24 protein-coding genes, 1 tRNA gene and 1 pseudogene are annotated in these 26,656 nt (G+C 69.4%); 18 read left to right on the plus strand and 8 right to left on the minus strand.

Annotated elements, in window-relative coordinates:
- Positions 1-3: 3 nt before the first annotated feature.
- The 5 genes and pseudogenes from ABS64_RS08040 to ABS64_RS08060 all read left to right on the plus strand — a co-directional run.
- A pseudogene (locus tag ABS64_RS08040) lies at positions 4-807 on the plus strand (lytic murein transglycosylase); the annotation flags it as partial.
- 201 nt (positions 808-1,008) lie between these two features.
- Positions 1,009-2,310 carry an aspartate kinase gene (locus ABS64_RS08045; RefSeq protein ID WP_288121293.1) on the plus strand — a complete coding sequence of 434 codons (1,302 nt, stop codon included), beginning with the start codon at positions 1,009-1,011 and terminating at the stop codon, positions 2,308-2,310.
- Positions 2,311-2,482: 172 nt separating this feature from the next.
- Complete coding sequence (locus ABS64_RS08050) at positions 2,483-3,556, plus strand: aspartate-semialdehyde dehydrogenase (RefSeq protein ID WP_292682558.1); 1,074 nt, start codon at positions 2,483-2,485, stop codon at positions 3,554-3,556.
- Between the two features lie 202 nt (positions 3,557-3,758).
- Complete coding sequence (locus ABS64_RS08055; RefSeq protein WP_292682560.1) at positions 3,759-5,234, plus strand: malate:quinone oxidoreductase; 1,476 nt, start codon at positions 3,759-3,761, stop codon at positions 5,232-5,234.
- 22 nt (positions 5,235-5,256) lie between these two features.
- Entirely contained in the window at positions 5,257-5,859 is a 603-nt protein-coding gene (locus ABS64_RS08060) for a thymidine kinase (protein WP_292682563.1), read from the plus strand.
- On the opposite strand, the gene ABS64_RS08065 is transcribed toward ABS64_RS08060, so the two are convergent.
- Positions 5,852-6,682, minus strand: a complete 831-nt coding sequence (locus ABS64_RS08065; protein ID WP_292682565.1) for a DUF1295 domain-containing protein — start codon at positions 6,680-6,682, stop codon at positions 5,852-5,854. The genes ABS64_RS08060 and ABS64_RS08065 overlap by 8 nt on opposite strands.
- A 100-nt stretch (positions 6,683-6,782) precedes the next feature.
- Here ABS64_RS08065 and ABS64_RS08070 point away from each other — a divergent pair, with 100 nt between their 5' ends.
- Positions 6,783-7,520 (plus strand): FadR/GntR family transcriptional regulator, encoded by a 738-nt coding sequence (locus tag ABS64_RS08070; RefSeq protein WP_292682567.1) that lies wholly within the window; start codon positions 6,783-6,785, stop codon positions 7,518-7,520.
- Positions 7,521-7,522: 2 nt separating this feature from the next.
- Here the strand turns inward: ABS64_RS08070 and ABS64_RS08075 are convergent, their stop codons facing one another.
- From ABS64_RS08075 to ABS64_RS08090, 4 genes are all read right to left on the minus strand, one after another.
- Entirely contained in the window at positions 7,523-8,287 is a 765-nt protein-coding gene (locus tag ABS64_RS08075) for an HAD-IIB family hydrolase (RefSeq protein ID WP_005051237.1), read from the minus strand.
- 72 nt (positions 8,288-8,359) lie between these two features.
- Positions 8,360-8,433, minus strand: a tRNA-Pro gene (locus tag ABS64_RS08080).
- Positions 8,434-8,480: 47 nt separating this feature from the next.
- A complete protein-coding gene (locus ABS64_RS08085; protein WP_292682571.1) occupies positions 8,481-9,476 on the minus strand; it encodes a metallophosphoesterase in 996 nt (331 codons plus the stop codon).
- Positions 9,473-12,052 carry a transglycosylase domain-containing protein gene (locus tag ABS64_RS08090; protein WP_292682574.1) on the minus strand — a complete coding sequence of 860 codons (2,580 nt, stop codon included), beginning with the start codon at positions 12,050-12,052 and terminating at the stop codon, positions 9,473-9,475. Before ABS64_RS08090 ends, ABS64_RS08085 begins: the two co-directional genes overlap by 4 nt.
- Positions 12,053-12,138: 86 nt before the next feature.
- Here ABS64_RS08090 and ABS64_RS08095 point away from each other — a divergent pair, with 86 nt between their 5' ends.
- The 3 genes from ABS64_RS08095 to ABS64_RS08105 are packed head-to-tail and all read left to right on the plus strand — an operon-like array spanning position 12,139 to position 13,246.
- A complete protein-coding gene (locus tag ABS64_RS08095; RefSeq protein WP_036317087.1) occupies positions 12,139-12,357 on the plus strand; it encodes a DUF4177 domain-containing protein in 219 nt (72 codons plus the stop codon).
- A complete protein-coding gene (locus ABS64_RS08100) occupies positions 12,354-12,821 on the plus strand; it encodes a RidA family protein (RefSeq protein ID WP_288121306.1) in 468 nt (155 codons plus the stop codon). Before ABS64_RS08095 ends, ABS64_RS08100 begins: the two co-directional genes overlap by 4 nt.
- Positions 12,822-12,874: 53 nt before the next feature.
- Entirely contained in the window at positions 12,875-13,246 is a 372-nt protein-coding gene (locus tag ABS64_RS08105) for a PLD nuclease N-terminal domain-containing protein (RefSeq protein WP_288121308.1), read from the plus strand.
- Positions 13,247-13,285: 39 nt separating this feature from the next.
- Here the strand turns inward: ABS64_RS08105 and acs are convergent, their stop codons facing one another.
- Entirely contained in the window at positions 13,286-15,256 is a 1,971-nt protein-coding gene (acs, locus tag ABS64_RS08110; protein WP_288121310.1) for an acetate--CoA ligase, read from the minus strand.
- 398 nt (positions 15,257-15,654) lie between these two features.
- Here acs and ABS64_RS08115 point away from each other — a divergent pair, with 398 nt between their 5' ends.
- The 9 genes from ABS64_RS08115 (at position 15,655) to ABS64_RS08155 (ending at position 24,894) form a co-directional block, all read left to right on the plus strand.
- Complete coding sequence (locus tag ABS64_RS08115; protein WP_292682583.1) at positions 15,655-16,761, plus strand: TadA family conjugal transfer-associated ATPase; 1,107 nt, start codon at positions 15,655-15,657, stop codon at positions 16,759-16,761.
- The gene (locus ABS64_RS08120; protein WP_288121313.1) at positions 16,758-17,702 is read left to right on the plus strand and encodes a pilus assembly protein TadB; all 945 of its coding nucleotides are present in this window, start codon (positions 16,758-16,760) and stop codon (positions 17,700-17,702) included. The genes ABS64_RS08115 and ABS64_RS08120 overlap by 4 nt, the downstream gene beginning before the upstream one ends.
- Before the next feature lie 38 nt (positions 17,703-17,740).
- Complete coding sequence (locus tag ABS64_RS08125) at positions 17,741-17,977, plus strand: DUF4244 domain-containing protein (RefSeq protein WP_204947554.1); 237 nt, start codon at positions 17,741-17,743, stop codon at positions 17,975-17,977.
- Between the two features lie 59 nt (positions 17,978-18,036).
- Positions 18,037-18,309, plus strand: coding sequence for a TadE family protein (locus tag ABS64_RS08130; RefSeq protein WP_239498555.1), 273 nt, complete (start codon positions 18,037-18,039; stop codon positions 18,307-18,309).
- Positions 18,310-18,358: 49 nt separating this feature from the next.
- On the plus strand, positions 18,359-18,685 hold the full coding sequence (locus tag ABS64_RS08135; RefSeq protein WP_288121315.1) for a helicase: 327 nt from the start codon (positions 18,359-18,361) through the stop codon (positions 18,683-18,685).
- A 67-nt stretch (positions 18,686-18,752) separates the two neighbouring features.
- The gene (gene topA, locus ABS64_RS08140; RefSeq protein WP_292682590.1) at positions 18,753-21,452 is read left to right on the plus strand and encodes a type I DNA topoisomerase; all 2,700 of its coding nucleotides are present in this window, start codon (positions 18,753-18,755) and stop codon (positions 21,450-21,452) included.
- Complete coding sequence (tmk, locus tag ABS64_RS08145; RefSeq protein WP_292682593.1) at positions 21,449-22,072, plus strand: dTMP kinase; 624 nt, start codon at positions 21,449-21,451, stop codon at positions 22,070-22,072. The genes topA and tmk overlap by 4 nt, the downstream gene beginning before the upstream one ends.
- Positions 22,073-22,138: 66 nt before the next feature.
- Positions 22,139-23,317 carry a DNA polymerase III subunit delta' gene (locus ABS64_RS08150; RefSeq protein ID WP_292682595.1) on the plus strand — a complete coding sequence of 393 codons (1,179 nt, stop codon included), beginning with the start codon at positions 22,139-22,141 and terminating at the stop codon, positions 23,315-23,317.
- Positions 23,314-24,894 (plus strand): alpha/beta hydrolase, encoded by a 1,581-nt coding sequence (locus tag ABS64_RS08155; RefSeq protein ID WP_292682598.1) that lies wholly within the window; start codon positions 23,314-23,316, stop codon positions 24,892-24,894. Before ABS64_RS08150 ends, ABS64_RS08155 begins: the two co-directional genes overlap by 4 nt.
- A 3-nt stretch (positions 24,895-24,897) precedes the next feature.
- Here the strand turns inward: ABS64_RS08155 and ABS64_RS08160 are convergent, their stop codons facing one another.
- Complete coding sequence (locus ABS64_RS08160) at positions 24,898-25,557, minus strand: ABC transporter permease subunit (protein WP_016464466.1); 660 nt, start codon at positions 25,555-25,557, stop codon at positions 24,898-24,900.
- Entirely contained in the window at positions 25,550-26,590 is a 1,041-nt protein-coding gene (locus ABS64_RS08165) for a methionine ABC transporter ATP-binding protein (protein WP_292682602.1), read from the minus strand. The genes ABS64_RS08160 and ABS64_RS08165 overlap by 8 nt, the downstream gene beginning before the upstream one ends.
- Between the last annotated feature and the right edge of the window lie 66 nt (positions 26,591-26,656).

Here is a 26,656-nt window from a genome sequence, read left to right on the forward strand (position 1 = left end):
CGGATGGGTGCGCGGTGGTCGTGGCGCGAGGTCGCACTCGCGCTCGGTGCCGTCGCACTGCTGGCCGTGTTCCTCGGCGGCGTGATCGCCCACGTCGACGTGGCGTCGTCCGGCCTTGCCGCATCGCCCGCAGCAGCCCGGATCGACACGCTCGTGGGAGCGTCCGCGAGACAGGATGCCGCCGCCACCGCACCGGCCGCGGGTGATGCGGCCGTCGTCTCGTCGGCCCCGGTGACGCCCGGTCCTCGCGTGGACCCGGTCTGGCTCGCCCGCGTCTCCGCGGCCACCGGCATCCCCGCCCGTGCACTCCGGGCGTACGCGGGCGCCCAGCTCACGATCGCGGCCGAACAGCCCTCGTGCGGGTTGGGGTGGAACACGATCGCCGCGATCGGGGCGATCGAGTCCGATCACGGACGGCACGGCGGCGCGGTGCTCGGTGAGAACGGCTACCCCACTCCCGCCATCCGCGGGCCGTCCCTCGACGGTGACGGCGTCGCCGTGATCGCCGACACCGACGGAGGCCGCTGGGACGGAGACACGCTCTGGGACCGTGCGGTCGGGCCGATGCAGTTCATTCCCGACACGTCGGACCGTTGGGGCGCGGACGGCAACGGCGACGGTGTCGCCGACCCGAACCAGATCGACGACGCGGCCCTCGCGACGGCGCGCTACCTCTGCGGTGCGGGCACGATGACGGATGCCGCCGCGTGGCGGGCCGCGGTGTTCGCCTACAACCACCTCGACGTCTACGTCGACCACGTCGCCGCCGCCGCGAACCGTTACGCCGCGGCGGCCGCGGCGGGCTGGGTCCGCACGAACTCCGCAGAATGTCATGAACTCCGCACCCGGGATGCCGATCGGGTGCGGACTTCGTCGCATTCTGCGGACCTGGCGAGGTGCCTCGTCGGTCGCCCGTCACATGGCGTCGGCGGTATGCGCCGATCCCTAGGATGGGGAGGTGGGCGCGGCATCCGAGTGCCCGTCGACATGTCTTCAGGAGTTCCACACGTGGCGCTGATCGTCCAGAAGTATGGCGGCTCGTCCGTCGCCGACGCCGAGAGCATCAAGCGGGTCGCCAAGCGCATCGTCGATGCGCGCCGCGCCGGGCACGACGTGGTCGTGGCGGTGAGCGCGATGGGCGACACGACCGATGAGCTGATCGACCTCGCCGCGCAGGTCGCCCCGATCCCGGCGCCTCGCGAACTGGACATCCTGCTGAGCTCCGGCGAGCGCATCTCGATGGCGTTGCTGGCGATGGCCATCCACTCGATGGGCTTCGAGGCGCGCTCGTTCACCGGCAGCCAGGCGGGCATGATCACCACCGCCGATCACGGCTCGGCCCGCATCGTCGACGTCACCCCGGTGCGGCTGCGCGAGGCGCTCGACGAGGGCGCCATCGTCATCGTCGCCGGCTTCCAGGGCTTCAACCGCGACACCCGCGACATCACCACGCTCGGCCGCGGCGGCTCCGACACGACCGCCGTCGCGCTCGCCGCGGCGCTCGACGCCGACGTCTGCGAGATCTACAGCGACGTCGACGGCATCTTCACCGCCGACCCCCGCGTCGTGCCGAAGGCCCGCAAGCTCGATGTCATCTCCGCGGAGGAGATGCTCGAGCTCGCCGCCAACGGCGCCAAGGTGCTGTACATCCGCGCCGTCGAGTACGCGCGTCGCCACGGCGTGATGATCAACGCCCGCTCGACGTTCAGCTCCGGACGAGGCACGTTCGTGCTCGGCCCGGGCATGAGCGTTCCCGATAGCCTCGCTCCCGACAGCACAGAGGAGTCCTCCATGGAAGAGCCCATCGTCGCCGGTGTCGCCACCGACCTCGGCCAGGCCAAGATCACGGTCATCGGCGTGCCCGACGTTCCCGGCAAGGCGGCGGAGATCTTCACCGTCATCGCCAAGTCGGGCGCCAACGTCGACATGATCGTCCAGAACGTGTCGGCGGCAGCGACCGGTCGCACCGACATCTCCTTCACGCTGCCCAAATCGGATGCCGCGACCGCCCTGCGGGCGCTTGCCGCCGAGCAGGCGGGCATCGGCTTCGAGAGCCTCGTGCACGACGACCAGATCGGCAAGCTGTCCGTGGTCGGCGCCGGCATGCGCACCCACTCCGGCGTGTCCGCGACGCTGTTCGAGGCGTTGTCGACCGCGGGGGTGAACATCGAGATGATCTCGACCTCGGAGATCCGCATCTCGGTCGTGCTCCGCGGTGACGAGCTCGCCCAGGCCGCCCGCGTCGTGCACACCGCCTTCGGTCTCGACAGCGACACCGAGGCGACCGTCTACGCCGGCACCGGCCGCTGACGCCGAGCGGCCGCACCACCTCTGACCGCCGTCGCCACTACCGTCGTCGCGCGTGCGCTGGCGAACCGCCCCGTCGAGGTAGATCCGGCAGGGAGCTACCTGCCGTGTGCAGTTCGCCTGTCTTCGTCCGACGATAGAATCACTCAACCCCTCTCATCTGCAAGGATCCCTCATGACCCGCATCTCTGACTCAGGACTCTCTGTCGCCGTCGTCGGCGCCACCGGACAGGTCGGCACGGTCATGCGCGAGATTCTCGCCGAACGGGCCTTCCCGATCCGTGAGCTCCGCCTGTTCGCCACGGCGCGCTCGGCCGGCACGGCCGTCGAGTTCGGCGGCGAGACGATCATCATCGAGGACGTCGCCACCGCCGATCCCACCGGCATCGACATCGCGCTGTTCAGCGCCGGTGCGACCGGCTCCCGCGCGCACGCCCCGCGTTTCGCCGAGGCCGGCGCCGTCGTCATCGACAACTCGAGCGCCTGGCGCATGGACCCCGAGGTGCCGCTCGTCGTCAGCGAGGTCAATCCCCACGCGACGGTGAACCCGCCGAAGGGCATCATCGCCAACCCGAACTGCACGACGATGGCGGCCATGCCCGTGCTCAAGCCGCTGGATGCCGCGGCCGGCCTCGAGCGCCTGATCGTCAGCACCTACCAGGCCGTCTCGGGCTCGGGTCTGGCCGGCGCGCAGGAGCTCCTCGGCCAGGTCGAGGGCGTGCTGGCCCAGGGGCACACGCTCGACCTCGTGCACGACGGGTCGGCCGTCGACTTCCCGCAGCCGGAGAAGTACGTCGCCCCCATCGCGTTCGACGTGATCCCGTTCGCAGGAAACCTCGTCGACGACGGCGACAACGAGACCGACGAGGAGAAGAAGCTCCGCAACGAGAGCCGCAAGATCCTCGAGCTGCCCGACCTTCGCGTCGCCGGCACCTGCGTGCGCGTTCCCGTCTTCACCGGCCACTCGCTCTCGATCCACGCGGAGTTCCGCGACGACATCACGCCCGAGCGGGCGCGCGAGATCCTGGCATCCGCTCCCGGCGTCGTGCTCGAGGAGGTGCCGACGCCGCTGCAGGCCGCCGGCAACGACCCGAGCTACGTCGGCCGCATCCGTGCCGACCAGTCCGCGCCCGAGGGCAAGGGTCTGGTGCTCTTCATCAGCAACGACAACCTCCGCAAGGGCGCCGCGCTCAACGCCGTGCAGATCGCCGAGATCGTCGCCGCGCGCCTGACCGCCCCCGCCGCCTGACGGCCGTCCGAGCACCGCTCACCGCGATGCCGCCTGACTGCGGGACACGGTCCGCGCACCGAAACACCGCCGGACGGCGCGTGTCTCGGTGCGGAACTCGTATCTCGCGGAATTGAGCGGTGCGAAAGAACCGCGAGAGTTGACGGCGGTGGATGCCGCGCCTCGCGGAGGCCGTGGAAAACGGCGCCTAGACTGGATCATTGTGAGTGAACCCGTCGACGTCGTCCTGATCGGCGGTGGCATCATGAGTGCCACCCTCGGAACCCTGCTGAAGCAATTGCAGCCGGACTGGAAGATCGTGGTGCTCGAGCGCCTCAGCGACGTCGCCGAGGAGTCCTCCAACGCCTGGAACAATGCCGGCACGGGACACGCGGCGCTCTGCGAGCTCAACTACATGCCCGAGGCCAAGGACGGATCGGTCGACCCTGCCAAGGCGATCTCGATCAACGAGCAGTTCCAGCAGAGTCGGCAGCTGTGGGCGAGCCTGGTGGAGCGCGGCATCCTCGATGCGCCGTCCACCTTCATCAACGCGACCCCCCACATGACCTTCGTGCGCGGCGAGAAGGATGTCGCGTACCTCAAGAAGCGTTACGAGGCGCTGCGCACGCAGCCGCTGTTCGAGGGCATCGAATACTCCGAGGACTCCCGCGTCATCAATCAGTGGGCGCCGCTGCTCATGCACAAGCGCAAGAAGGCCGACGAGCCTTTCGCGGCCACGCGCGTTCCGGCCGGCACCGACGTCGACTTCGGTTCACTGACCCGTCAGCTCTTCTCCCATCTCGCCGATCAGGGCGTCGACGTCGTCACCAATCGCGAGGTGCGAAAGCTCCGCAAGAACGCGGACGGCACGTGGAACGTGTCGTACCGTCACACGCTCGGGCGTACGCCGGGGAGCCTGTCGGCGCGGTTCGTGTTCGTAGGCGCGGGTGGCTGGGCGATCAAGCTGCTGCAGTCCTCGCGCATTCCGGAGATCTCCGGCTACGGCGTCTTCCCCATCGGGGGGCAGTGGCTCAAGACGTCCAACCCCTCGCTCGTCGCGCAGCACAAAGCCAAGGTGTATTCGCAGGCCTCCGTGGGGGCGCCCCCCATGTCGGTGCCGCATCTGGACACCCGCGTCGTCGACGGCGAGACCTCGCTGTTGTTCGGGCCTTTCGCGACCTTCAGCCCGAAGTTCCTGAAGAACGGCCGCATCACCGACATCGTCGCGCAGGTGCGTCCCGGCAACATCGGTCCGATGTTGAAAGTCGCCATCGACAATCCGGGCCTGATCAAGTACCTGGTCAGCGAACTGCTCAAGAGCCACAAGCGCAAGGTCGATGCGCTCCGCGAGTTCATGCCGACCGCGAAGGCCGAGGACTGGGAGCTGCTGCAGGCCGGCCAGCGCGCCCAGGTCATGAAGAAGGATCCGCAGAAGGGCGGCGTGCTGCAGTTCGGCACCGAGGTCGTCACCTCCGCCGACGGATCGATCGCCGGCCTGCTGGGCGCCTCCCCGGGCGCCTCGACGGCGGCATCCATCATGCTGGGCCTGCTGAAGACATGCTTCCCCGACCGCATCTCCGCCTGGGAGCCGGAACTGAAGGCGCTCATCCCGAGCTACGGATCGAATCTCAACGGCGACCCTGCCGCCGCGGACGCGTCGCTCGACGCCACGGCCGGCGTGCTCGGCATCAACCGCTGAGCCGGATCGGGGCTGCACGCGCATGGCGAAGCTGTACTTCCGCTACGGGGCGATGAACTCCGGCAAGTCGACGGCCCTGCTGCAGGCGGCATTCAACTACGAGGAACGCGGACAGCACGTGCTGCTGGCCAAGCCCGAGATCGACACGAAGGGTGCCGATCAGATCTCCAGCCGACTCGGCGTGGAGCGTCAGGTCGACTTCCTCATCGCTGCGGATGCCGATCTGCGCGCCCTCGTCGCCCAGCACGCCGCCCGCTACGACGGACGGGTGGCGTGTCTTCTCATCGATGAGGCGCAGTTCCTCACCCCGGCCCAGATCGACGACCTGCTGCGGATCGTCGTCGACGACGGCATCCCCGCCCTCGCGTACGGCATCCGCACCGACTTCCAGACGCGCGCCTTCCCCGGCTCGGCCCGGCTGCTGGAGCTCGCCCACAGCCTCGAAGAGCTGAAGACCATCTGTCGCTGCGGGCGCAAGGCGCTGTTCAACGCGCGACTGGTCGGAGGACGATTCGTCTTCGACGGCGACCAGGTCGCCATCGACGAGCTGTCGCACGAGAAGGTCACCTACGAGTCGATGTGCGCGGAGTGCTACCTGCGCGAGTCGGGCGGCCGGCTCAGCTGACGCGCGCCCCGTCGCGGCGGCGCGGCAGCGGGACCAGCATCGAGGTCGTCCTCCGGTACTGGGCGTATGCGGGGTACTTCGCGGCCGAGATCGACTCGGTGAACACGGTCGACCCGACGAACAGGAGCGTCAGCAGGATGGCCCCGACGATCGTCGGGTTGAGCACGCCGCCCCACACGTCGGCTCCGGAGGCGACGGCGGCGGTGGCACCGAAGGCGTAGATGGCCCACCACTGCGCCTGCTCGAAGAAGAAGTTCGGATGCCGACTGTAGGCGAACAGGCCCGTCGTGAGGAAGCCGTCGGCATCGCCGCGCGCCTTCGCCCGGTGGAAGTTCCACTGCTGCTGATCGGCGACGCTCTCGCCGAGGAGAAAGCCGACGAAGAGCACGGCGATGATCGCATCGGCCGCTGTCAGTGGAGCCGGATGAGTCCGCGCCATCGCCGCAGGGAGCGTGATGAGTACGAGAAGCGTCATCTGGTAGAGCACGATGAACAGCAGGTTCAACACCTGGAACAGCGCCGGCGACATGCGCCCGCGCAGGATCGCCCAACGGTAGTCCTCGACGCCGGAATAGCCGCCCTTGCGCGCGAAATTGAAGGTCAGCCGCGCACCCCACGCCGTCACGAGCGCCGCCATCAGAACCAGGCGCCCGGCGTCGTCGCCGTCGGCGAGTGCGCTCGCCGCGAAGACCCACACGTAGACCACCGGGACCACGGACCACGCGCGGTCCACCCACGACGTGTCCTTGGTGACCAGTGAGGCGATCCAGCACAGCGCCGAAACGGCGGCGGCGATGACGACGACCACGAAGAGCGGATCCATGGTCTGAGCGTAGGCCCGCCGGTGCGACCGGCGCGGCTTTTTGCCGGTCCGAACGGCGTGCGCTACTGTGGCCTGACCATTAAGCGACCGGGAGACCAGGATGACCGAGAACGCACCGGCACGCGCCTGGCGGGTCGTGCTCGAGAAGATCGAGGCCGACCTGCTCAGCGGTGCGCTCGGGCCGGGCGACAGGCTGCCGCCGGAGCGCGAGCTGGCTGCCACCCTCGGCGTCGGCCGCTCCAGCGTCCGCGAAGCCCTCCGCGTGCTGGAGGTGATGGGGCTCATCCGCACCGCGACGGGCTCAGGCCCCACCGCGGGCGCGATCGTCACCGCCACCCCGCACGGTGGTCTCGCGCAGTTGCTGCGTCTGCAGGTCGCGGCGCACGGCTTTCCCATCCCCCACGTGTACGAGACGCGGCTCCTGCTGGAGGAGTGGGCGGTCGCCCACCTGGCCGATCTCGACGAGCCCGATCTCGCCGAAGCCCGGGCCACCCTCTCCGCCATGGAGGACCAGCAGCTGACGGCAGACGATTTCCTCGCGCTCGACGCGCAGTTCCATCTGCGTCTGACGGATGCCGCGGGCAACCTCGTCGTCGCCGCGACCATGGCCGGTCTTCGCACGACGATCGAGAGCTACGTCCGCGCCGGCGCGCGTCGGATCTCCGATTGGGACGCGACCGTGGAGCGACTGCACCGCGAGCACGGCGACATCCTCGGCGCGATCGAGTCCGGCGACGCGGAGCGCGCCCGTGAGCTCGTGCGCGCCCACATCACCGCCTACTACGCGGATGCCGGCATGCCTGCCCCGTCGGCCGCCGTCGTGGCTGTCGACGGCTGACGTCAGCGACGCGGGAGCGTCGGGATGAGCTCGGTGAGGTAGGCGGCCGTGTGCTCCCAGCCGTCCACGGCCTGGCAGGTCACGCCCATTGCCAGGACGGGGTAGTCATTGCCGTGCTCGTCGAGGCGGTCGCCGACGAACAGCATGTCGTCGAGGGGGATGTCGGTGACCTCGGCGAGCTTACGCATGCCGTACGCCTTGTCGATCCCGCGGTGGGTGATGTCGACCGACGTTGAGCCGCCCGAGCGGACCTCGAGGTCGGGGATGCGCGCGGCGACCGCGTCGCGGAGCGCGTTCTTCTTCTCGCCCGTCGGGTCCCAGGCCATCTTCGCCTCCAGGGGAGCGGTCTGGCCGAGAGCGGAGAAGGTGATCTGCGAGCCGCGATCCTCGAGGATGTCGCCCCAGGGCTCGGCCTCCCAGAGGCCGAGGCGGCGCGCCTCCTCTTCGACGGCAGCCAGCGCGCGGGACTTCTCGTCATCGGTGAGCGCGTGCGCGTACACCGTGCGGACGCCGCCGTCCTCGAGCCGGTAGTACTGCGTGCCGCAGGTGGGCATGAGGTGGAAGCGGTCGAGGGTCTCGGCATCCGCTGCGGGCAGCCGCTCGACGACCTGCGACTGGAACTGCTGGAGCTGGCCGCCCGAGATGATCGCCACCTCGACGCGCGCCGCGAGCTCGAGCAGGAGCTCGCCGATGCGGGGGTCGATGGCGCTCTTCGAGGGGGCGAGCGTGTCGTCGAGATCGAAGGCGATCAGGCGGGGGGTGGTCATCGGGTGCTCCCATCCGGTGAGTGATCCGCGAAAGGCTCCGCCCGGATCTCTCCAGGCGGAGCCTCTCTGCTGTCGGGGTGACAGGATTTGAACCTGCGGCCTCTTCGTCCCGAACGAAGCGCGCTACCAAGCTGCGCCACACCCCGTGGCAACCCTCCGAGTCTGCGCCACACCCCGTGGCAACCCTCCGAGTCTACCCCGTCGATGCCCCTCGTGACGAATCGAGCAGGCCGTTGTCGTCACGCCGTGCGCGCAGCGTGAGCACCGACGCCTCCGGGCGGCATCCGAACCGCACCGGGGCATAGATCGAGTGTCCGAGCCCGGCCGAGACGTTCAGCGGCGCGCGGCGTCCGGCGGCGGTCCATGTGCTGAGACCGCGCGCCTGGTCGAGGGGGATGTCGCAGTTGGCGACCAGCGCGGAGGGGGAGAAGGGGATGCGCACCTGACCGCCGTGCGTGTGCCCGGCGAAGATGGCCTGGGCACCCAGCTCGACGAACCGGTCCAGGACGCGCTGATACGGCGCGTGCGTCACGCCGATCACGAGATCCGCATCGCGCGCGGCGTGGAAGGGGCGACCGCGTCGCGCGGCTTCGATCGCGGCGGGCAGCGCGGGCAGATCGTCCCACTCGCGATGCGCGTCACTGACCCCGAAGGCCTCCAGCCGCAGACCACCGGCCTCGACGACGGCCGCGGTGTTGTTCAGGTTCGTCCAGCCGAGCTCATCGGTGAAGTAGGCGTCCATCGCCGCCGTGTCGAGTTTCTCGACGTTGTGCGGGCCGCCCGAAGGGCCGCGGAAGTAGTTGAGAGGATTCCGGGCCGACGGTCCGCTCACGTCGTTCGAACCGTGGACGAAGACGCCCGGCACGCCGCGCAGAGGCGCGAACGCGGAACGGATGCCGCGGAGCCCGTCGGCATGGCCGAGGTTGTCTCCCGTGTTCACGACCAGATCCGGTCGGACCGCATCGGCGAGCAGAGCGATCCACTGCTGCTTTCGATGCTGCCACGGAGCCATATGGGCATCGGAGAGGTGGAGCACCGTCAGTGAGGCCGACCCGGCAGGCAGGATGTCGAGCTCGTGGCGACGGACCGTGAAGAGGAAACGTTCGATGCACGTGCCCCAGACGGCGGCGCCAGCGGCCACCGCCCCCGCCGCCGATATGGCGGCGAGGGCGGTGCGTGCCGACGTCACGGACGTCCGCCGCAGTTCTTGGCCTGGTACTGCACGGTGATCTGCGTGCCGCGGTTGACCACGGTTCCCGCGGCAGGGTCTGTTCCCGTCACGGTGCCGTTGTCATCAGCGGTGGGCGAGGCGGTGCACTGCTGGCCCACATTGCTGAAGCCCTGCGCCTTGAGGTTGGCGACCGCGTCGGCGGGCTTGCCGCTCACGGCCGGAACGGCGATGCCCTGACCGTTGCTGGGGCGGATCGTGACGGTCGTTCCGCCGGCGACCCTGCCCGCACCGGGATCCTGCTGGATGATCGTGCCCGCGGCCTCGGTTCCGTCGACCGGGTCGCCCACCGTCACCGAGAATCCGGCCGTGCTCAGCGTCTGCTGCGCCTGGCTGACGGTCATGCCGATCACCGACGGCAGATCGGTGAGCTGACGCTTGGTCAGCGCGGCATCCGGGTCGGGGAAGCGGTCGCCGCCGTACTTCGCGTTTGCGGCTCCCTGCATCGCGGGCCAGATCGAGTTGCGGATCCGCGACAGGACGTAGCCGTTCTCGGAGTGGTCGCTCAGCAGATCGGTGCCTTCGACGTTTCCGACCCAGACGACCGTCGCGACCTTGGTCGATGAGCCGTCCATCCAGGTGTGCAGGTACTCGTGGATACCGGTCTTGCCGAAGACCGGGACACCGTCGCCGATCCGGGCGCCGGAGCCGGTTCCGGTCATGACGCCCTGCAGGGTGTACGCCGCAGTAGCCGCGACCGCTTCGCTCATCGCCGGCTGGCAGGTGATCTGCGGGGTGATGTCTTTGCCCTGCGCGTCGATCGCCTTGTCGATCGCCTTCGAGGGGCACAGCGTTCCCTTCGCGGCGACAGAGGCATAGACCTGGGCCATGTCGATGGGTGCCACCGCCTGGTCGCCGAGCACGTTGTAGGCGTAGTTGGTCGTGTCCAGCGGTCCGCCGCTGCCTGTCATGACGCCCATCTTCATCGCGAGCCGGTTCGTGCTGCACACCGAGATCTTCTCCGCCATCGTGAGGAACCCGGAGTTGAGCGAGTCTCTCGTGAAGTTGTAGACCGTGCCCACGTAGCCCGAGTTGTTCTCGAAGTTTCCGATCTGGCCGTTGCCGTTGTTGCCGGCGACCACGTTCTGGATCGTCCCGTCGCACTGGTCGACCTTCTTCGGGCCGATGCGCCCGTTCAGGGTCTCGTTGACCGAGTGGCCCTGCTCGAGCCAGTTCAACAGGCTGAAGATCTTGTAGGTCGAGCCCGCGGAGTGACCGCCGCCGCCGCCGTTTTCCTGACGCACGTTGTAGTTCACCTGCGTGGTGGGTCCGTTGACGGCGGCATCGTCCGTCGAGAACGGGCGGTTCTGCACCATGGAGAGAATGCGCCCCGTGCCGACCTCCACCTGCACGGCAGAGGCTCCGAGGTTCATGTAGTCCACGTGTGCCGGCACGATCGAGATGGCCTTCAGGCCCTCGTCCTGCAGCGTCGGGTCGAGCGTCGTGTAGATCTTCATGCCGCCGCGGCGCAGGTTCGACGCGCGCGTGTCTCCGTCGGCGCCGAAGGCGGGGTCGTTGAGCAGGATGGTGCGCACGTACTCGCAGAAGAACTCGGCACCCGTCGCGTTCTGGCAGCCCTGGCTGCGGTTCGTGATGTTGGGTGTGATGGGCGAGGCCATCGCGTCGTCGTACTCCTGCTGCGAGATCTTGCCGTTGGCCAGCATGCGGCCCAGCACGTAGTTGCGTCGGTCGAGGGTCAGGGAGTACCCGTCGGCCTGGCTGTTGACCGGGTTACCCGCCTTGTCGGTCGTCGACCCTTCCGGCATATCGATGCGGTAGACGTTCGGAGCCTGCACCATACCGGCGATCGTCGCCGCCTGCGCGATCGTCAGGTCTGCTGCCGACACGCCGAAGTAGTGTTCGGCCGCCGCGCCGATGCCGTAGACGAGGCCGCCGAAGTTGGTGATGTTGAGGTAGCCCAGCAGGATCTCATCCTTGGAGTACTGCTTCTCGAGCTGGATCGCGTACCGCATCTCCTGCAGCTTGCGCTGGTAGCCCTCAGCTCCCTGGTTGGCCGTGGTCGTGGCGTAGCACGCCGCGACTTCGTCGGAGTTCTGCGCCTTGCTCTCACAGTTCTGCTGCAGCACGTTCTTGACGTACTGCTGGGTGATGGACGAGCCGCCGCGGTTGGAGCCGTTGGAGGCGTTGCCCACGAGCGCGCTCAGGGTGCCGACGAGGTCGACGCCGCCGTGCGTGTAGAAGTTCTTGTCCTCGCTGGAGGTGATCGCGTCGTACATGACGGGGTTGACCTGGTCGAACGTCACCGGGATGCGGTTCTGGTCGTAGAACTCCGCCATCAGTGCGTCGTTGCCGTTCGCGTCCTTGCGGTACATCTCGGTCGGCAGCATGAGCGGATCGATCTGGAGGAAGCCCGGCATGTTCTCGAACGTGTCGAGTGCGCTGGAAGCGGCGTAGCCGGAGACCGCGATCGCCGGTGTCACGGTGGCCGTGACGAGGATGCCGGCGATGGCGCTCAGACCGACGAGTCCCGCAATGCCACCGAGCACACCGGTGGCCGTCCGTTTGAGTTGGGGCATAGGCTTGATCGTAAGGGAGAACCCTGGGGGATCCCTCGGTGCGCGCGGGCGCGCCACCACTGGCCACACCGAATCCGGGAGTCCGCATGACCACGTGGGAGTACCTCACGACCCCTCTGCTGATCCACAACACCGCCGCGATCCTCAACAACTGGGGCAAGCAGGGGTGGGAACTGGTTCAGGTCGTCCCCGGACCCGAAGGTGGACTCGTCGCGTACTTCAAGCGCCCCGTCGGCGCGGGCACCGCGAACGCGGGCCTCGGCGCGGCGGCGGTCGCCGCCCAGCAGTTCGGGGAGGACGCATGAGCATCGCCGCCCGTCTGAATGAGCTCGGCATCGAACTGCCCTCCGTGGTTCCTCCGGTCGCGTCGTACGTCCCCGCCATCGTTCACGGCGATCTCGTCTATACCTCGGGCCAGTTGCCGATGGTCTCGGGCGCGCTGCCGGCCACAGGCAAGGTCGGCGAGGGAGACGGGCTGGTGGCGGCATCCGACGCCAAGAACCTGGCGCGTCAGAGCGCGCTGAACGCCCTCGCGGCGGCGGCAGCCGTCGTGGGCGACATCGATCGGCTGGTGGGCGTCGTCAAGGTGACCGGGTTCGTCGCGTCCGTGCCGGAGTTCACCGGTCAGCCCGGTGTCATCAACGGCGCCAGCGATGTGCTCGGCGACATCTTCGGCGACGCCGGACGCCATGCCCGTTCCGCCGTCGGCGTGCCGGTGCTGCCGCTGGACAGCCCCGTCGAGGTCGAGGTCGTCTTCTCCATCGCCTGATCCTCGTGCACCCACCCGTTGCGCGGAGGCGATGACGCCGCCAGGGTGGAGGTATGCCGTTCCTCGCTCTGCTGGTCTTCGTCATCATGGTCGTGGCCCTGATCGATGCGATCACGAGGCGCGACGATCAGGTGCGCCACCTGCCGAAGTTCGCCTGGATCATCTTCATCATCCTGCTGCCCCTCGTGGGATCGGTCCTCTGGTTCACGCTCGGTCGCGAATGGGGCAGGGCGTCCGAACCGATGAGCTTCGGCGACCCTCGACGGTGGTCACGTGAGGCGGAGCCGCCGGCCGCGGCATCCCCGATGCGCGATACACGCACGACCGAGCAGCAGCTGGCCGATCTCGAGCGGGAGGAGCGTGCTGCGCGCCTCGAGGCGGAGATCCGGCGGCGCCGGTCGGCACAGGAGGACGGCACGAACTGACGCGCCGCCCTCCGATCCGCCGCGGCGGCCGATGTGGCCCTACTTCTTCGTGACCTTCGACTGGATCGTCGACATGACCATGGTGTCGGCCAGCGTCGTGGTGTCGCCGACCTCGCGCCCCTCGGCCACGTCGCGCAGGAGCCGACGCATGATCTTTCCGGAGCGGGTCTTCGGCAGCTCGGTGACGATGTACACATCACGCGGGCGTGCGATGGGGCCGATCTGCTCGCCGACCCACCGGCGGAGGACGTCCACGATGCCGTCGACGTCGTGCGCCTTGAGGAACGACTCCTTCAGCACGCAGAACGCGACCACCGCCTGGCCCGTCGTCTCGTCGGCGGCACCGACCACTGCGGCCTCGGCCACCGCTTCGTTGCCCACGAGCGCCGACTCGATCTCTGTCGTCGACAGACGGTGCCCGGACACGTTCATCACGTCGTCGACCCGGCCGAGGAACCAGACGTCGCCGTCATCGTCCAGGCGCGCGCCGTCGCCCGCGAAGTAGAAGCCCTTGTCCTGGAACTTCTCCCAGTAGGTCTCGACGAACCGTTCCGGGTCGCCCCAGATGCCGCGCAGCATCGAGGGCCACGGCTTCGTGATGACCAGCAGGCCCCCGTTGCCGTTGCCGACGTGCGTGCCCTCGTCGTCGACGACGTCGATGCCGATTCCGGGAAGCGGCACCTGAGCCGACCCCGGCTTGGTCTCGGTGACTCCGGGCAACGCCGACACCATGATCGCGCCCGTCTCGGTCTGCCACCACGTGTCGACGATGGGGGCCGCATCACCGCCGATGATCGATCGGTACCACATCCATGCCTCGGGGTTGATGGGCTCGCCCACCGAGCCGAGGAGACGCAGCGAGGACAGATCGAACTTCTGCGGGATCTCGCGGCCGAGCTTCATGAACGAACGGATCGCCGTCGGCGCGGTGTACAGGATGGTGACGCCGTACTTCTCAACCAGTTCCCACCACCGGCCCGGATGCGGCGCGTCGGGTGTGCCCTCGTAGAGCACCTGGGTGGCGCCGTTGGCGAGCGGGCCGTACGTGACGTAGGAGTGCCCGGTGATCCAGCCGATGTCGGCCGTGCACCAGAAGACGTCCGTGGCCGGGTGCAGGTCGTGCACGACCCGGTTGGTGAACGCCGCCTGCGTCAGATAGCCGCCCGAGGTGTGCAGAATGCCTTTGGGCTTTCCGGTCGTGCCGGAGGTGTAGAGGATGAACAGCGGGTTCTCCGCCGGGAACGGCTGCGCCTCGTGCTCGGCGGATGCCGCGGGAACCGCTTCGTGCCACCAGATGTCGCGGCCCTCGGTCCAGGAGATCTCGTTGTCGGTGCGGCGCACCACCAGCACATGCTCCACGCTCTCTTGCAGCCCCTCGCCGCGGTCGCTCAGGGCCAGGTCCACGGCCGGCTTGAGGGGCGAGACGCGTCCCTTGCGGTATCCGCCGTCCGCGGTGATGACGAGTTTCGCTCCCGCGTCGTCGATGCGCGAGCGCAGGCTGTCGGCCGAGAACCCGCCGAAGATCACGGAGTGGATGGCGCCGATGCGGGCGACCGCGAGCATCGCGGCGATCGCTTCGGGGATCATCGGCAGGTAGATGGCGACGCGGTCGCCGGCTCCGATGCCGAGCTGCTCCAGCACGTTCGCCGTCCGCTTGACCTCCTCGGTCAGCTCGGCGTAGGTGATGCGGCGCTCATCGCCCGGCTCGCCTTCCCACAGCAGCGCGACGCGGTCGCCGTTGCCGGCCGCGACATGGCGGTCGAGGCAGTTGTACGCCACGTTCAGCTCGCCGTCGGCGAACCACTGGGCGAACGGCGGGTTCGTCCAATCGAGGACCTGGGTGAACGGGGTGTGCCAGTGCAGGCTCCGGGCCTGCTCCGCCCAGAAGCCGTCGCGGTCGGCATCCGCCTGCGTGTACAGATCGGCGGTGGCGACGGCATCCGCGGCGAACTCGGGGGAGGGGGCGAACCGGCGGGTTTCATTCAGCAGGTGGTCGATCTGGCTGCTCATCTGCGCGCTCCTTTGCGGCGGTGGCGGGATCGGGTCCCGGACGACTCACGAAATCTAGCGACCGCGACCGACACGGCACTACCTCCGGAAGGAGGGGGCGAGTCCTGCGGCGCGGGTCCGTGGTTTCACCGATATATCAGCGTCGACACGCGTTTTCGAGTGGAGCGGGGCCGGACGTCTGCGTATGCTCGATCCGGCCGAACTTCGATTCAGGCAGCGCGACTCCCGACCACCCCCGATTCCGGGATGTCGCGTGGCGGCATCCCATCTCCCCCTATGGGATGCCGCCTTCTCTCTTTCCGCCCGTCGGCTCCTCCCCAGGGAGGGCGGTCGCTGCGTTCCTCACGGGTGAGGTCGCGCCCGGCCGTCGCCGCGCGCCGCGCACGTAGCGTCGGGGTATGTCCGAGCCTTTCGTCGCCCACCGCCGCGGCACACGTCGCGTTCCGGAGGCGGTACGCCGGTTCGTCGTCGATGAGCGTGGCGTCGAGTCCGTCGCGCGTGTCCGCGCCGACGCGGCGGAGCCCGCGATGGCGTCGGGGCCGGTTCCGCTGCGTCGTGCGCGACGCCGGCGCCTTCCCGATCACCCGGCCCTCGAGCCCCTTCGTCACCTCCTGAGCGATCCCGAGGTGACGGACGTGTTCATCAACGGCACGGACGGCCTGTTCGTCGACCGCGGCGCCGGGGCCGTGCCGGTCGTCGAGTGGCGGGCGGATGCCGATGAGCTGCGCGCGCTGGCCGTCGCGCTCGTCGGAATCGGCGGGCGCCACCTCGACGACGCCTCGCCCGTGGTCGACGTGCGGTGGGAGCACGGCGCGCGCGTGCACGCCGTGCTTCCCCCTGTCGCGTGCACGGGCACGGCCATATCGATCCGTCTGCCGCAGGTCGACGTCCCCGATCTCGACGAGCTCGCCCGTCGCGGCCTCTGCGATGCCGAGACCCACAGGCGGCTCGAGAAGCTCGTGGCGGCGCGTCGCAACATCCTGGTGTCGGGCGCGACGGGTGCGGGCAAGACTACGCTGCTGTCGGCGTTGTTGGGCCTGGTACCGCCGCACGAGCGAATCGTCACGATCGAGGACGTCGCCGAGTTGCGGGTGGACCATCCGCACCACGTGCGTCTCGAAGCGCGCCAACCGAATCTCGAAGGCGCCGGCGCCGTTCCGCTGTCGCGTCTCGTCCGCGAAGCCCTGCGGATGCGGCCCGATCGGCTGGTCGTCGGAGAGTGTCGTGGCGAGGAGGTCCGCGAACTGCTGACCGCCCTGAACACGGGTCACGAGGGCGGCGCGGGCACGGTGCACGTCGGCCGTATCGCCGATCTGCCCGCTCGGCTCGAAGCGCTGGGCGCTCTCGCCGGAATGGACGATCGGGCGCTCGCGCGCCACGTCGTCAGCGCGATCGGTGTCGTGGTGCACGTCGAGCGCGGTCCGGACGGCATTCGTCGCGTGGTCGGTTTCGCCCGGCCCGGGCTCGACGGCCATGGTCGGTTGGAAATGGCGGCCGTGCCATGAAGGCTGCCCCGGCTGACGCCACGGAGGCCGCCGAGACGTTGCAGAGGCTCGCCGTCCTGCTGGAGGCCGGTGTCGCGCCGGCGCAGGCGTGGTCACTGTTGGCGGAGGACGGCGATGCCACGGCGCTACGCCTCCTCGACGAGGCTGCGCCCGACGGCGGAGGGGACGCGGAGGGCGTTCCCCCTCCGCAGCACCACCCGCTGCTCGATCCGACGGAGAACATGGATCGGCTGGGAGGGGCGTGGACCGACGTCGCGGTGGCCTGGCGCGTCGCCCAGACGGTCGGAGCTCCGCTGGCGCCGAGTCTTCGCCAGTTCGCCGGCGCGCTGCGATCAGCTGCCGAGATGCGCGATGACGTCGCCGTGGCCCTTGCCGACCCTCGGGCCACGGCGCGCCTCGTCGCGTGGTTGCCTGCCGTCGCGATCCTTCTCGGGATCGCCCTCGGATTCGACGTGGCCGCGGTGCTGGTGCACCCGGTCGGAATCGGCTGCATCGCCACCGGCGCCGCGCTCATGCTCGCAGCGCGCCTCTGGACGGCGCGCCTTGTCGCTCGGGCGGAGCCCGACAGGCGGCTGGCGGGACTGCAGAGCGAGATCGTGGCGATCGCTCTCAGCGGGGGCGTGTCGGTCGAGCGCGCCCTCGCCGTGACCACCGCTGCGGGCGCGGGCGAGATCGAAGCCGACGTCCACGCGATGCTTCGGCTCTCACGACGTGCCGGTGCGCGCGCGGTGGAGTTGCTGCGTGCGGACGCGGCAGAGCAGCGTCGCAGGGCGCGCACGGACGGCCGGCTGCGCGCCGCTCGCCTCAGCTCTCGGCTGCTCCTGCCGATGGGTGTCTGCACCCTGCCCGCCTTCCTTCTGCTCGGCGTCGCGCCCCTGCTGATCTCGGTCCTCAGCGGGTCGACGCCTCTCCTCACGTCCGCGGGATCGCCGGCGGCCTGACGTGCCCCCTTCCACACCGAGAGAAAGTAGGACTCTGCATGTTCCATCCTTCGCCCATCACGCTCACGAGCGGCGGGGCCACCGCTCTGCCGCCGCTCACGCTGCGACGTGCGCGCGAGCTCTACTCCGACGAGTCGGGGGCGGCCACTGCGGAGTACGCCGTGGCCACCATGGCCGCCGTGGCCTTCGCCGGGCTGCTCGTCATGATCATGCGCAGCGATGAGGTCCGCGGCATCCTCACCGACCTCGTCCGCCGCGCACTGACGGTCGCATGATCCGCCGGTGCGATGACGGCGGATCCGCGACTGCCGAATTCGCCGTCATCGTGCCCGCGGTGGTCCTTCTCATCGCCCTGACCGCGGGCTCTCTGAGTGCCGTGGGTCGCCTCGTGCGTCTGGAGCAGGCGGTTGCACAGGCCGCGCGACTCGCCGCTCGCGGCGAGCCCGATCGGGTCGCCGAGCTCGTTGCGACCATCGCCGATGCGCGTCTCGATGCGATCGCAGCGGACGGCGACCTCGTCTGCGTGACGGCCTCCGCCGGCGTCCGCGTGCCGTTGCCCCTTCCCGAGCTGAGCGCGCGCTCCTGCGCTCTCGACGGCGGGCGGTGAGCATGGTGTCGGCGGATACGTTCGACGCGCGCGGTGGGGAGTCCGTCTGATGGCCGGGTCCGCCGCCGCGCTCGGCGCTCTCGCCGTCGCCGCGGCGGCAGCGGTGGGAGTCGGCGCGGTCGGCGCCGCCTCGGTCCACTCCGCTCGCGCGGCGGGAGCGGCCGACGCCGCGGCTCTCGCCGCCGCGGATGCCGTGACCGGAGCTGCGGTCGGCGTGCCGTGCGATCGCGCGGCCGAGGTGGCCGCCTCCGTGGGGGCGGAACTCGTCGCGTGCGCGCTCGTCGAGATGACCGCCACCGTTCGCGTCCGCGTCGGCGGCGGCCTGCTCGGCGCCGAAGCCCGCGCGCGCGCCGGACCGCCGTCGGGGAGGGAATGACCGGCCCGCTCCCAGCGTCTTCCCCATGGGGCGGTGTGTATGGTGTGCATCGGAGAAAGGACGCCACGTGGCAGCTGTCAAGAGTGCTGGGGGCAAGAAGCTCGTCATCGTCGAGTCGCCGACGAAGATGAAGTCGATCCAGGGATACCTGGGCGACGGATACGAGGTGCTCAGCTCGGTCGGTCACATTCGTGACCTTGCGGACAAGAAGGACATTCCCGCCGAACTGAAGAAGACCTCGGTCGGGAAGTACTCGATCGACATCGAGAACGGCTTCACTCCGCTGTACGTGGAGAGCGAGCGCGGCAAGAAGACCGTCGCCGAACTCAAGCGCGCCCTGAAGAACGCCGACGAGCTCCTGCTCGCAACCGATGAAGACCGCGAAGGCGAAGCCATCGCGTGGCACCTCCTGGAGGCACTCAAGCCCAAGGTCCCCGTCAAGCGCATGGTGTTCCACGAGATCACCAAGGACGCCATCCGCGCCGCCGTCGACAACACCCGCGAGCTCGATCTCGCGCTGGTCGACGCTCAGGAGACACGCCGCATCCTCGACCGCCTGTACGGGTGGGACGTGTCCGACGTCACCCGGCGCAAGGTCGGTCAGGGCACCTCCGCCGGGCGCGTGCAGTCGGCGGCCACCCGCCTGGTCGTCGATCGCGAGCGTGAGCGGATGGCGTTCGTCTCGGCCTCCTACTGGGATGTGGAGGCACTCGCCGCCTCCGGACAGGAGTCCTTCGCCACGCGCCTCGCCCGCCTCGACGGCGCGCCGCTGGCCCGCGGCACCGACTTCGACGACGCCGGTCAGCTCAAGAAGGCCGTCGTCGTGCTGACGGAGTCGCAGGCGCGTGAACTTGCCACCGCGATCGAGACGCGAGGCGACGCCACCGTCACCGCCGTCGAAGCCAAGCCCGGCACCCGCAGCCCGAAGCCCCCGTTCACCACCTCCACCCTGCAGCAGGAGGCCGGACGCAAGCTCTCGATGAGCGCCAAGCACGCCATGGGCGTCGCGCAGCGGCTCTACGAGAAGGGCTTCATCACCTACATGCGCACCGACTCGACCGCCCTGTCGACGCAGGCGGTCACGGCGGCGCGCACGCAGGCCGTCGCCCTGTACGGCGACAAGGCCGTGCCGGCGAACCCGCGCAGCTACCGCAACAACAGCAAGAACGCGCAGGAGGCTCACGAAGCGATCCGGCCGTCGGGGGAGTCGTTCCGCACCCCGGCATCCGTCGCGTCCTCGCTCGACCGCGACGAGCTTCGTCTGTACGAGCTCATCTGGAAGCGCACCGTCGCCTCGCAGATGTCGGATGCGAAGTACGAAACGACCACGGTGACGCTCGAGACCGAAGCCGCAGGTCGGACGGCCGCCTTCACCGCATCGGGCACCGTCTACACCTTCAAAGGCTTCCTCGAGGCCTACGAAGAGGGACGGGACGAGAGGCGCGGCGACGCGGACAAGTCCGACGATCAGTCCCTCCCGGCGCTCGCCGTCGGCGACGTGCTCTCTCTGAGCGACGTCGAGCCCAAGGGCCACGCGACGAGCCCGAAGCCCCGCTACACCGAGGCTTCGCTGGTCAAGGCGCTCGAGGAGAAGGGGATCGGCCGCCCATCCACCTTCGCGAGCATCATCGACGTCATCATCAATCGCGAGTACGTCACCAAGCGGGGCCAGGCACTGGTTCCGAGCTGGCTCGCGTTCAGCGTCGTCCGACTGCTCGAGGAGCACTTCGCCGACCTCGTGGACTACGACTTCACCGCGGCGCTCGAAGACGATCTCGACGCGATCGCCCGCGGCGAGCAGCAGCGGGTCGCGTGGCTGAACGAGTTCTACTTCGGCTCCGAGAACCACGTCGGTCTGCGCCACATCCTCGACAACCTCGGCGAGATCGACGCGCGCGAGATCAACGCCACCAAGATCGGCGACGTCGCGACCCTCCGCTTCGGACGCTACGGGCCGTACCTCGACGTGCCCAACGACGACGGAACGACGCGCATCGTCAACGTCCCCGGCGATCTGGCCCCCGACGAGCTCACCCCCGAGAAGGCGCGCGAGCTCATCGACGCCCCGATCGCCGGCGACCGCGTGCTCGGGCAGAACCCGGACAACGGGCGCGACATCGTCGTGAAGGACGGACGCTTCGGCCCCTACCTCGAAGAGGTGCTGCCCGCCGAGCCCGAGCCCGAGACCGAGCCGGTGGTGGCTGAGGGGGCTCCGAAGAAGCGCGTCGCGAAGAAGAAGGTCGAAGCGCCGAAACCGCGTCGCGCGTCGCTGTTCAAGAGCATGTCGCCCGAGACGATCGACCTCGAGACCGCTCTGAAGCTCTTCTCGCTGCCGCGCACCGTCGGCGTCGACCCCGAGACGCAGGCGCCCATCACGGCCCAGAACGGTCCCTACGGTCCGTACCTGAAGAAGGGGACGGACTCGCGGTCGCTCACGAGCGAGGATCAGATCTTCGACATCACGCTCGAGCAGGCTCTGGAGATCTACGCGCAGCCGAAGTACGCGAACCGCGCCGCGAGCTTCCTCAAGGAGTTCGAAGCCGACCCCGTGTCCGCCAAGCCCATCCGCATCAAGGACGGCCGGTTCGGCGCGTACGTCACCGACGGCACCACGAATGTCACCATCCCGCGTGGGCAGACCGCCGATGACATCACGTTCGAGGTCGCCGTGCAGATGCTGGCGGACAAGCGCGCCAAAGGTCCCGCGCCCAAGCGCACCACCCGGCGAGCGACGACCACGCGCAAGCCGGCCGCCAAGAAGAAATGACCCGCGGGATCTGGGTCACCTTCGAGGGCGGCGACGGCACCGGCAAGACCACGCAGGCCACGCGTCTGGAGAACTGGTTGCGTGAGCAGCAGCGCACCGTCGTGCGCACGCGCGAACCCGGCGGCACTGAGGTGGGTGTGCTCATCCGCGAGATCGTGCTGCACCATCGCGGCGAGGTCGCGCCGCGGGCCGAGGCGCTGTTGTACGCCGCGGACCGCGCCCAGCACGTGGCCACGCTCGTGCGGCCGGCGCTGGCGCGCGGCGACGTGGTGATTCAGGACCGCTATCTCGATTCCTCCGTGGCCTACCAGGGCGCGGGACGCGTGCTGGATGCCGAGCAGGTGCGGGATCTGTCGATGTGGGCCACCGAGGGGGCGCTGCCGGATCTGACGGTGCTGCTCGACCTCGACCCGGCTGTCGCGCGGCGGCGCCTCGACGCGGCGGACAAGCCCTTCGACCGTCTCGAGGCCGAGAAGAGCGCGTTCCATGAGCGGGTCCGCGACGCCTTCCTCGCCCTCGCGGCGGCCGATCCACGCCGCTTTCTCGTGCTCGACGCGGCACGGTCAGAGGACGAGCTCGCCGCCGCTGTCCGCGATCGCATCCGCCCTCTGCTGGCCTGAGGTGTCACCTCCGCGGCACGACCCGATCGGCGGTGGGCTGTCGGCACCTGCCCGTAGGCTGGGCTCATGAGTGCGGATTCGGCGATCGCCACGGCAGATCGATCCCGCGCCGCGTTGCCGTGGGGCGAGGTGTGGGGACAGGACGAGGCGTTGCAGCAGCTGCAGGCCGCGGCATCCGATCCCAGCCAGCTCGCCCACGCCTGGCTGATCACGGGTCCGGCCGGATCGGGGCGCTCGACGCTGGCGGCGGCCTTCGCCGCCGCGCTCATCGCCGAACCGGGCGACGAGGCGGCCATGCGGCAGGTGCTCGCGGGAACGCACCCCGACCTCACGGCGCTGCGCACCGAGGGCGTCATCATCTCCATCAAGGATGCGCGGGCCCTCGTGGAACGCTCCTACTTCTCGCCGTCGCTGGGTCGGTACCGCGTCATGGTGATGGAAGATGCCGATCGCATGATCGAACGCACCAGCAACGTGCTGCTGAAGGCACTCGAAGAGCCTCCCGAGCGCACGGTGTGGATCCTCTGCGCGCCCAGCGAGGCCGACCTCCTGCCGACGATCCGCTCGCGCGTGCGCACCCTTCGCCTGCGTGAGCCCGACATCGCCGACGTCGCGCGGCTCATCGTCACCCGCACCGGCGTCGACGAGCGGACGGCCGAGCAGGCGGCACGACTGTCGCAGCGCCACATCGGCATGGCCGTTCGTCTGGCGACGGATGCCGATGCGCGTGCGCGACGCGACGAGACGCTGCGCGCCGTGCTGTCCGTGCGCGGTGTCGGGTCCGCGGTCGAAACAGCGGCGCGCATCGTGCAGCTGGCCACCGACGACGCGAAGGCGCTGACCACCGAGCGCGACGAGGCCGAGCGGGAGGGGCTGTTGCGGACGCTGGGCATCACCCCGGGAGCCGCGGTGCCGCCTGCCGTGCGCAGCCAGCTCAGCGCGCTAGAAGACGATCAGAAGCGCCGGGCCACCCGGAGTCTGCGTGACGGCATCGACCGCGTCCTGACCGATCTCGAGTCGATGTTCCGCGACGTTCTGATGCTGCAGTTCGGCCGCGACGACGATCTCATCAACCGCGAGTTGGCCGACGCGCTGGCAGCACTCGCGGCCGCGTGGAGCGCCCCGCGGACGCTCGTCGTGCTCGACGCGATCGCCGCCACCCGCACCAACCTGGAGGGCAACGCCGCCCCCGCCCTGGCCCTGGAGAGCATGCTCGTGACCGTCGCGAGCGGGAGGACCCTGTGACCGAGACACCCCGCCGTCCCCGCCGAACCCTCATCCGCCGTGCGCTGATCGCGGTCGCATCCGTCGCCGCGGCATCCACGATGCTCACCGGATGCCTCTATGCGGCGATCCCGCCCGAGAGCGCGGCCACGCCGGCGCCGAGCCGCCAGCCCGACGTCGAGGGCGTTCCGGCCGGGTTCGAGCAGTTCTACGGGCAGACGCTGGGCTGGAAGGCGTGCACCGGGAGCGATGCCGGCCGTTTCGACTGCACCACGGTGACGGCCCCGCTGGACTGGTCCGACCCTGCCGTCGGGACGATCGATCTCGCCGTCATCCGACGCGCCGCGACGGACGGGGCGCCGATCGGCTCACTCCTGACCAACCCGGGAGGTCCGGGCGCGAGCGGGTACGACCTCATCGCCCAGTCCTCGTCGTTCGCGGTGGGCTCTGCGCTGTCGAACGCCTACGACGTCATCGGTTTCGACCCCCGCGGCGTCGGCCGCTCGACCGCGGTGCGGTGTTTCGACCCGTCAGCGATGGACGCCTACCTCTTCGACATTCCCGCCGATCCGCGCGGCAGCCAGGGGTGGACCGACGAGCTGACGGCGCGAAACCGCGACTTCGTCGCGGCCTGCGAGGTCAACAGCGGCGGCATCCTGCCGTACATCACCACCGACAATGCGGCGCGCGACATGGACCTGCTGCGGGCGGTCTTCGGAGACAGCAAGCTCAACTACCTCGGATACTCCTACGGCACGTTCTTGGGCGCCACCTACGCGAAGCTGTTCCCCGAGCGCGTCGGGCGGCTCGTGCTCGACGGCGCGATCGACCCGTCGGTCTCCGGGCTCGACGTCAGCACGACGCAGGCGATCGGATTCGAGTCGGCGCTACGGGCGTACATGGCGGACTGCCTGCAGAGTCGTAGCTGTCCGTTCTCCGGCACGGTCGATGAGGGCATGGCGGCGCTCGGCACCCTGTTGGCCAGCGTCGACCGCGTGCCGCTCACCGCTTCGGACGGCCGCAAGCTCGGCGCCGACACGCTGATGACGGCGATCATCGCCGCTCTGTACTCGCAGGACAGCTGGACGTATCTGTCCACCGCTCTGTCGGATGCCCTCGCCGGCAAGCCCGACACGGCGTTCCAGCTCGCGGACTTCTATTACGCGCGCTCCAACGGCACCTACCAGGACAACTCCACCGAGGCGTTCCGTGCCTACAACTGCATGGACTACCCGCTCGACACCGCGCAGGCCGACAAGGATGCCGCGGACGCACTCGTGAAGCAGAAGGCGCCGACGATCGCCCCGTACTGGCAGGGCGTCGACGTCTGCGAGGTGTGGCCGTATCCGCCCACCGGCGTGCGTGAGAAGATCACCGCCGATGGGGCGGCTCCGATCGTCGTCGTCGGCACGACGAACGACCCGGCCACCCCGTACGCGTGGTCGGTGTCGCTCGCGCAGCAGCTGTCTTCGGGCGTGCTGATCACCCGCCAAGGCGAGGGCCACACCGGCTACAACAAGGGCAACGCCTGCGTCGACAAGGCCGTGGAGTCCTATCTCGTCGACGGTACCGTGCCGACCAACGGCCTCACCTGCTGATCGCTAACGACGCAGGACGCGTCGAGCGAGGGCGTTGCCAACGAACTGCACGAGCTGCACGATGACGATGATCACGAGCACCGCCGACCACGTCACCCACGGGTTGAACTGTTTGAAGCCGTAGTTGATGGCGAACTCGCCGAGACCGCCCGCGCCGATGGCGCCGGCCATCGCCGTCATGTCCACGAGGGCGACGACGACGAAGGTGTAACCCAGCAGGAGCGGGCCGAGCGCCTCGCGCGGGATCAGTCGGAACAGGATCCTGGAGCGGCTCGCTCCCGCGGCGCGCGCCGCCTCCACCACGCCCGGGCGCACCGTCAGCAGGTTCTGTTCGACGATGCGACTGATCGCGAACAGCGACGCGATCGTGATCGCGAAGATCGCGAACGGCACGCCGATGCCGGGAAGTCCGATGCCGCGGGCGATCGGTTGGACGGCGGCGAGCAGAATGATGAACGGTATCGGACGGAAAGTGTTCACGATGACGTTGAGAACCCCGAACACCACGCGGTGGGGAAAGAGGCTGCCGGCCCGCGTGGCGTAGAGCGCCATTCCGAGCACCAGGCCGCCGAGGCCGCCGAGCAGCAGCCCGGCGGAGGCGACGTAGAGGGTCTCGACCGTCGCGTCCCAGAGCTGCGGCAGAAGAGTGATGAGCCTATCCACGAGCGTCCTCCTCGGTCAGACGAGCGACGATGGATGCCGCCGCCAGTGCGCGCTCCACGGCATCCGCCTCGCCGGTGAGCGCGAGGGTGAGGTGGCCGAACACTCGACCGTGGATGTCGTTGATACCGCCGTGGACGACTTCGAACCTCACGCCGTGCGCGGCAAGGGTCGCGAAGACCTGGGCCTGCGCGGAACCCTCGCCCTCGCGGACGTCGATGGTGACGATGCGCCCGTCGTGCCGCGCGCGCAGTGCAGCAAGGTCGGCGCCGCGGGGGACCTCGTCGATGACGCTCGCCACGAAGCGTGCGGTGGCGCGGTGCTGGGGGGCGGAGAGTACGTCGAACACGCCGCCGGACTCGATGACACGACCGCCCTCCATGACGACGACGCGGTCGGCGATGACCCGGATCACCTCCATCTCGTGCGTGATGAGCACGATCGTCACGCCGAGTTCACGATTCACGCGTCGCAGGAGAGCGAGAACCTCCTGTGTGGTGTCGGGGTCGAGGGCGCTCGTGGCCTCGTCGGCGAGGAGGATGCGAGGGCTCGTCGCGAGAGCGCGGGCGATGCCGACGCGCTGCTTCTGCCCGCCCGAGAGCTGTTCCGGGTAGGCGTCCGCCCGGGCGGCGAGGCCGACGAAGTCGAGCAGCTCGGTCACGCGATGGCGGATCTCGCTCCGCGGCCTGCCGGCGACCTCGAGCGGGTAGGCGATGTTGCCCGCGACGGTGCGCGAGTCGAAGAGGTTGAACTGCTGGAAGATCATCCCGATATCGGAGCGGAGGCGGCGCAGCTGCCGTTCGGGCAGCCGCGTGATGTCGGTGCCGTCGATCTCGACCGCGCCTGTCGTGGGGATCTCGAGGGCATTGATCAGGCGCAGGAGGGTGGACTTGCCCGCCCCCGAGTAGCCGATGACGCCGCACACCTCGCCGGCCGCGATCTGAAGTGAGACGTCGTCGAGGGCGACGACCGGTGGAGCGCCCTTCGTCTGCGGCGGATAGGTCTTGGTCGCGGAGACCAGTCGGATGAGGCTCATGAGATCTCGCTCGGTGTCGATGGACGGACGACGAACGCGCGCATGCGGCCCTGCCCGTAGGCGGGG

Origin of the sequence: Microbacterium sp. SCN 69-37 (assembly GCF_001724435.1) — a bacterium.
Lineage (GTDB): Bacteria > Actinomycetota > Actinomycetes > Actinomycetales > Microbacteriaceae > Microbacterium > Microbacterium laevaniformans.

Coding starts and splice junctions, on each gene's coding strand:
- ABS64_RS08050 (WP_292682558.1), top strand. CDS start 2,483: ATGACCCGCATCTCTGACTCAGGACTCTCTGTCGCCGTCGTCGGCGCC.
- ABS64_RS08060 (WP_292682563.1), top strand. CDS start 5,257: ATGGCGAAGCTGTACTTCCGCTACGGGGCGATGAACTCCGGCAAGTCG.
- ABS64_RS08065 (WP_292682565.1), bottom strand. CDS start 6,682: ATGGATCCGCTCTTCGTGGTCGTCGTCATCGCCGCCGCCGTTTCGGCG.
- ABS64_RS08070 (WP_292682567.1), top strand. CDS start 6,783: ATGACCGAGAACGCACCGGCACGCGCCTGGCGGGTCGTGCTCGAGAAG.
- ABS64_RS08075 (WP_005051237.1), bottom strand. CDS start 8,287: ATGACCACCCCCCGCCTGATCGCCTTCGATCTCGACGACACGCTCGCC.
- ABS64_RS08090 (WP_292682574.1), bottom strand. CDS start 12,052: ATGCCCCAACTCAAACGGACGGCCACCGGTGTGCTCGGTGGCATTGCG.
- ABS64_RS08095 (WP_036317087.1), top strand. CDS start 12,139: ATGACCACGTGGGAGTACCTCACGACCCCTCTGCTGATCCACAACACC.
- ABS64_RS08100 (WP_288121306.1), top strand. CDS start 12,354: ATGAGCATCGCCGCCCGTCTGAATGAGCTCGGCATCGAACTGCCCTCC.
- ABS64_RS08105 (WP_288121308.1), top strand. CDS start 12,875: ATGCCGTTCCTCGCTCTGCTGGTCTTCGTCATCATGGTCGTGGCCCTG.
- acs (WP_288121310.1), bottom strand. CDS start 15,256: ATGAGCAGCCAGATCGACCACCTGCTGAATGAAACCCGCCGGTTCGCC.
- ABS64_RS08115 (WP_292682583.1), top strand. CDS start 15,655: ATGTCCGAGCCTTTCGTCGCCCACCGCCGCGGCACACGTCGCGTTCCG.
- ABS64_RS08120 (WP_288121313.1), top strand. CDS start 16,758: ATGAAGGCTGCCCCGGCTGACGCCACGGAGGCCGCCGAGACGTTGCAG.
- ABS64_RS08125 (WP_204947554.1), top strand. CDS start 17,741: ATGTTCCATCCTTCGCCCATCACGCTCACGAGCGGCGGGGCCACCGCT.
- ABS64_RS08135 (WP_288121315.1), top strand. CDS start 18,359: ATGGCCGGGTCCGCCGCCGCGCTCGGCGCTCTCGCCGTCGCCGCGGCG.
- tmk (WP_292682593.1), top strand. CDS start 21,449: ATGACCCGCGGGATCTGGGTCACCTTCGAGGGCGGCGACGGCACCGGC.
- ABS64_RS08150 (WP_292682595.1), top strand. CDS start 22,139: ATGAGTGCGGATTCGGCGATCGCCACGGCAGATCGATCCCGCGCCGCG.
- ABS64_RS08165 (WP_292682602.1), bottom strand. CDS start 26,590: ATGAGCCTCATCCGACTGGTCTCCGCGACCAAGACCTATCCGCCGCAG.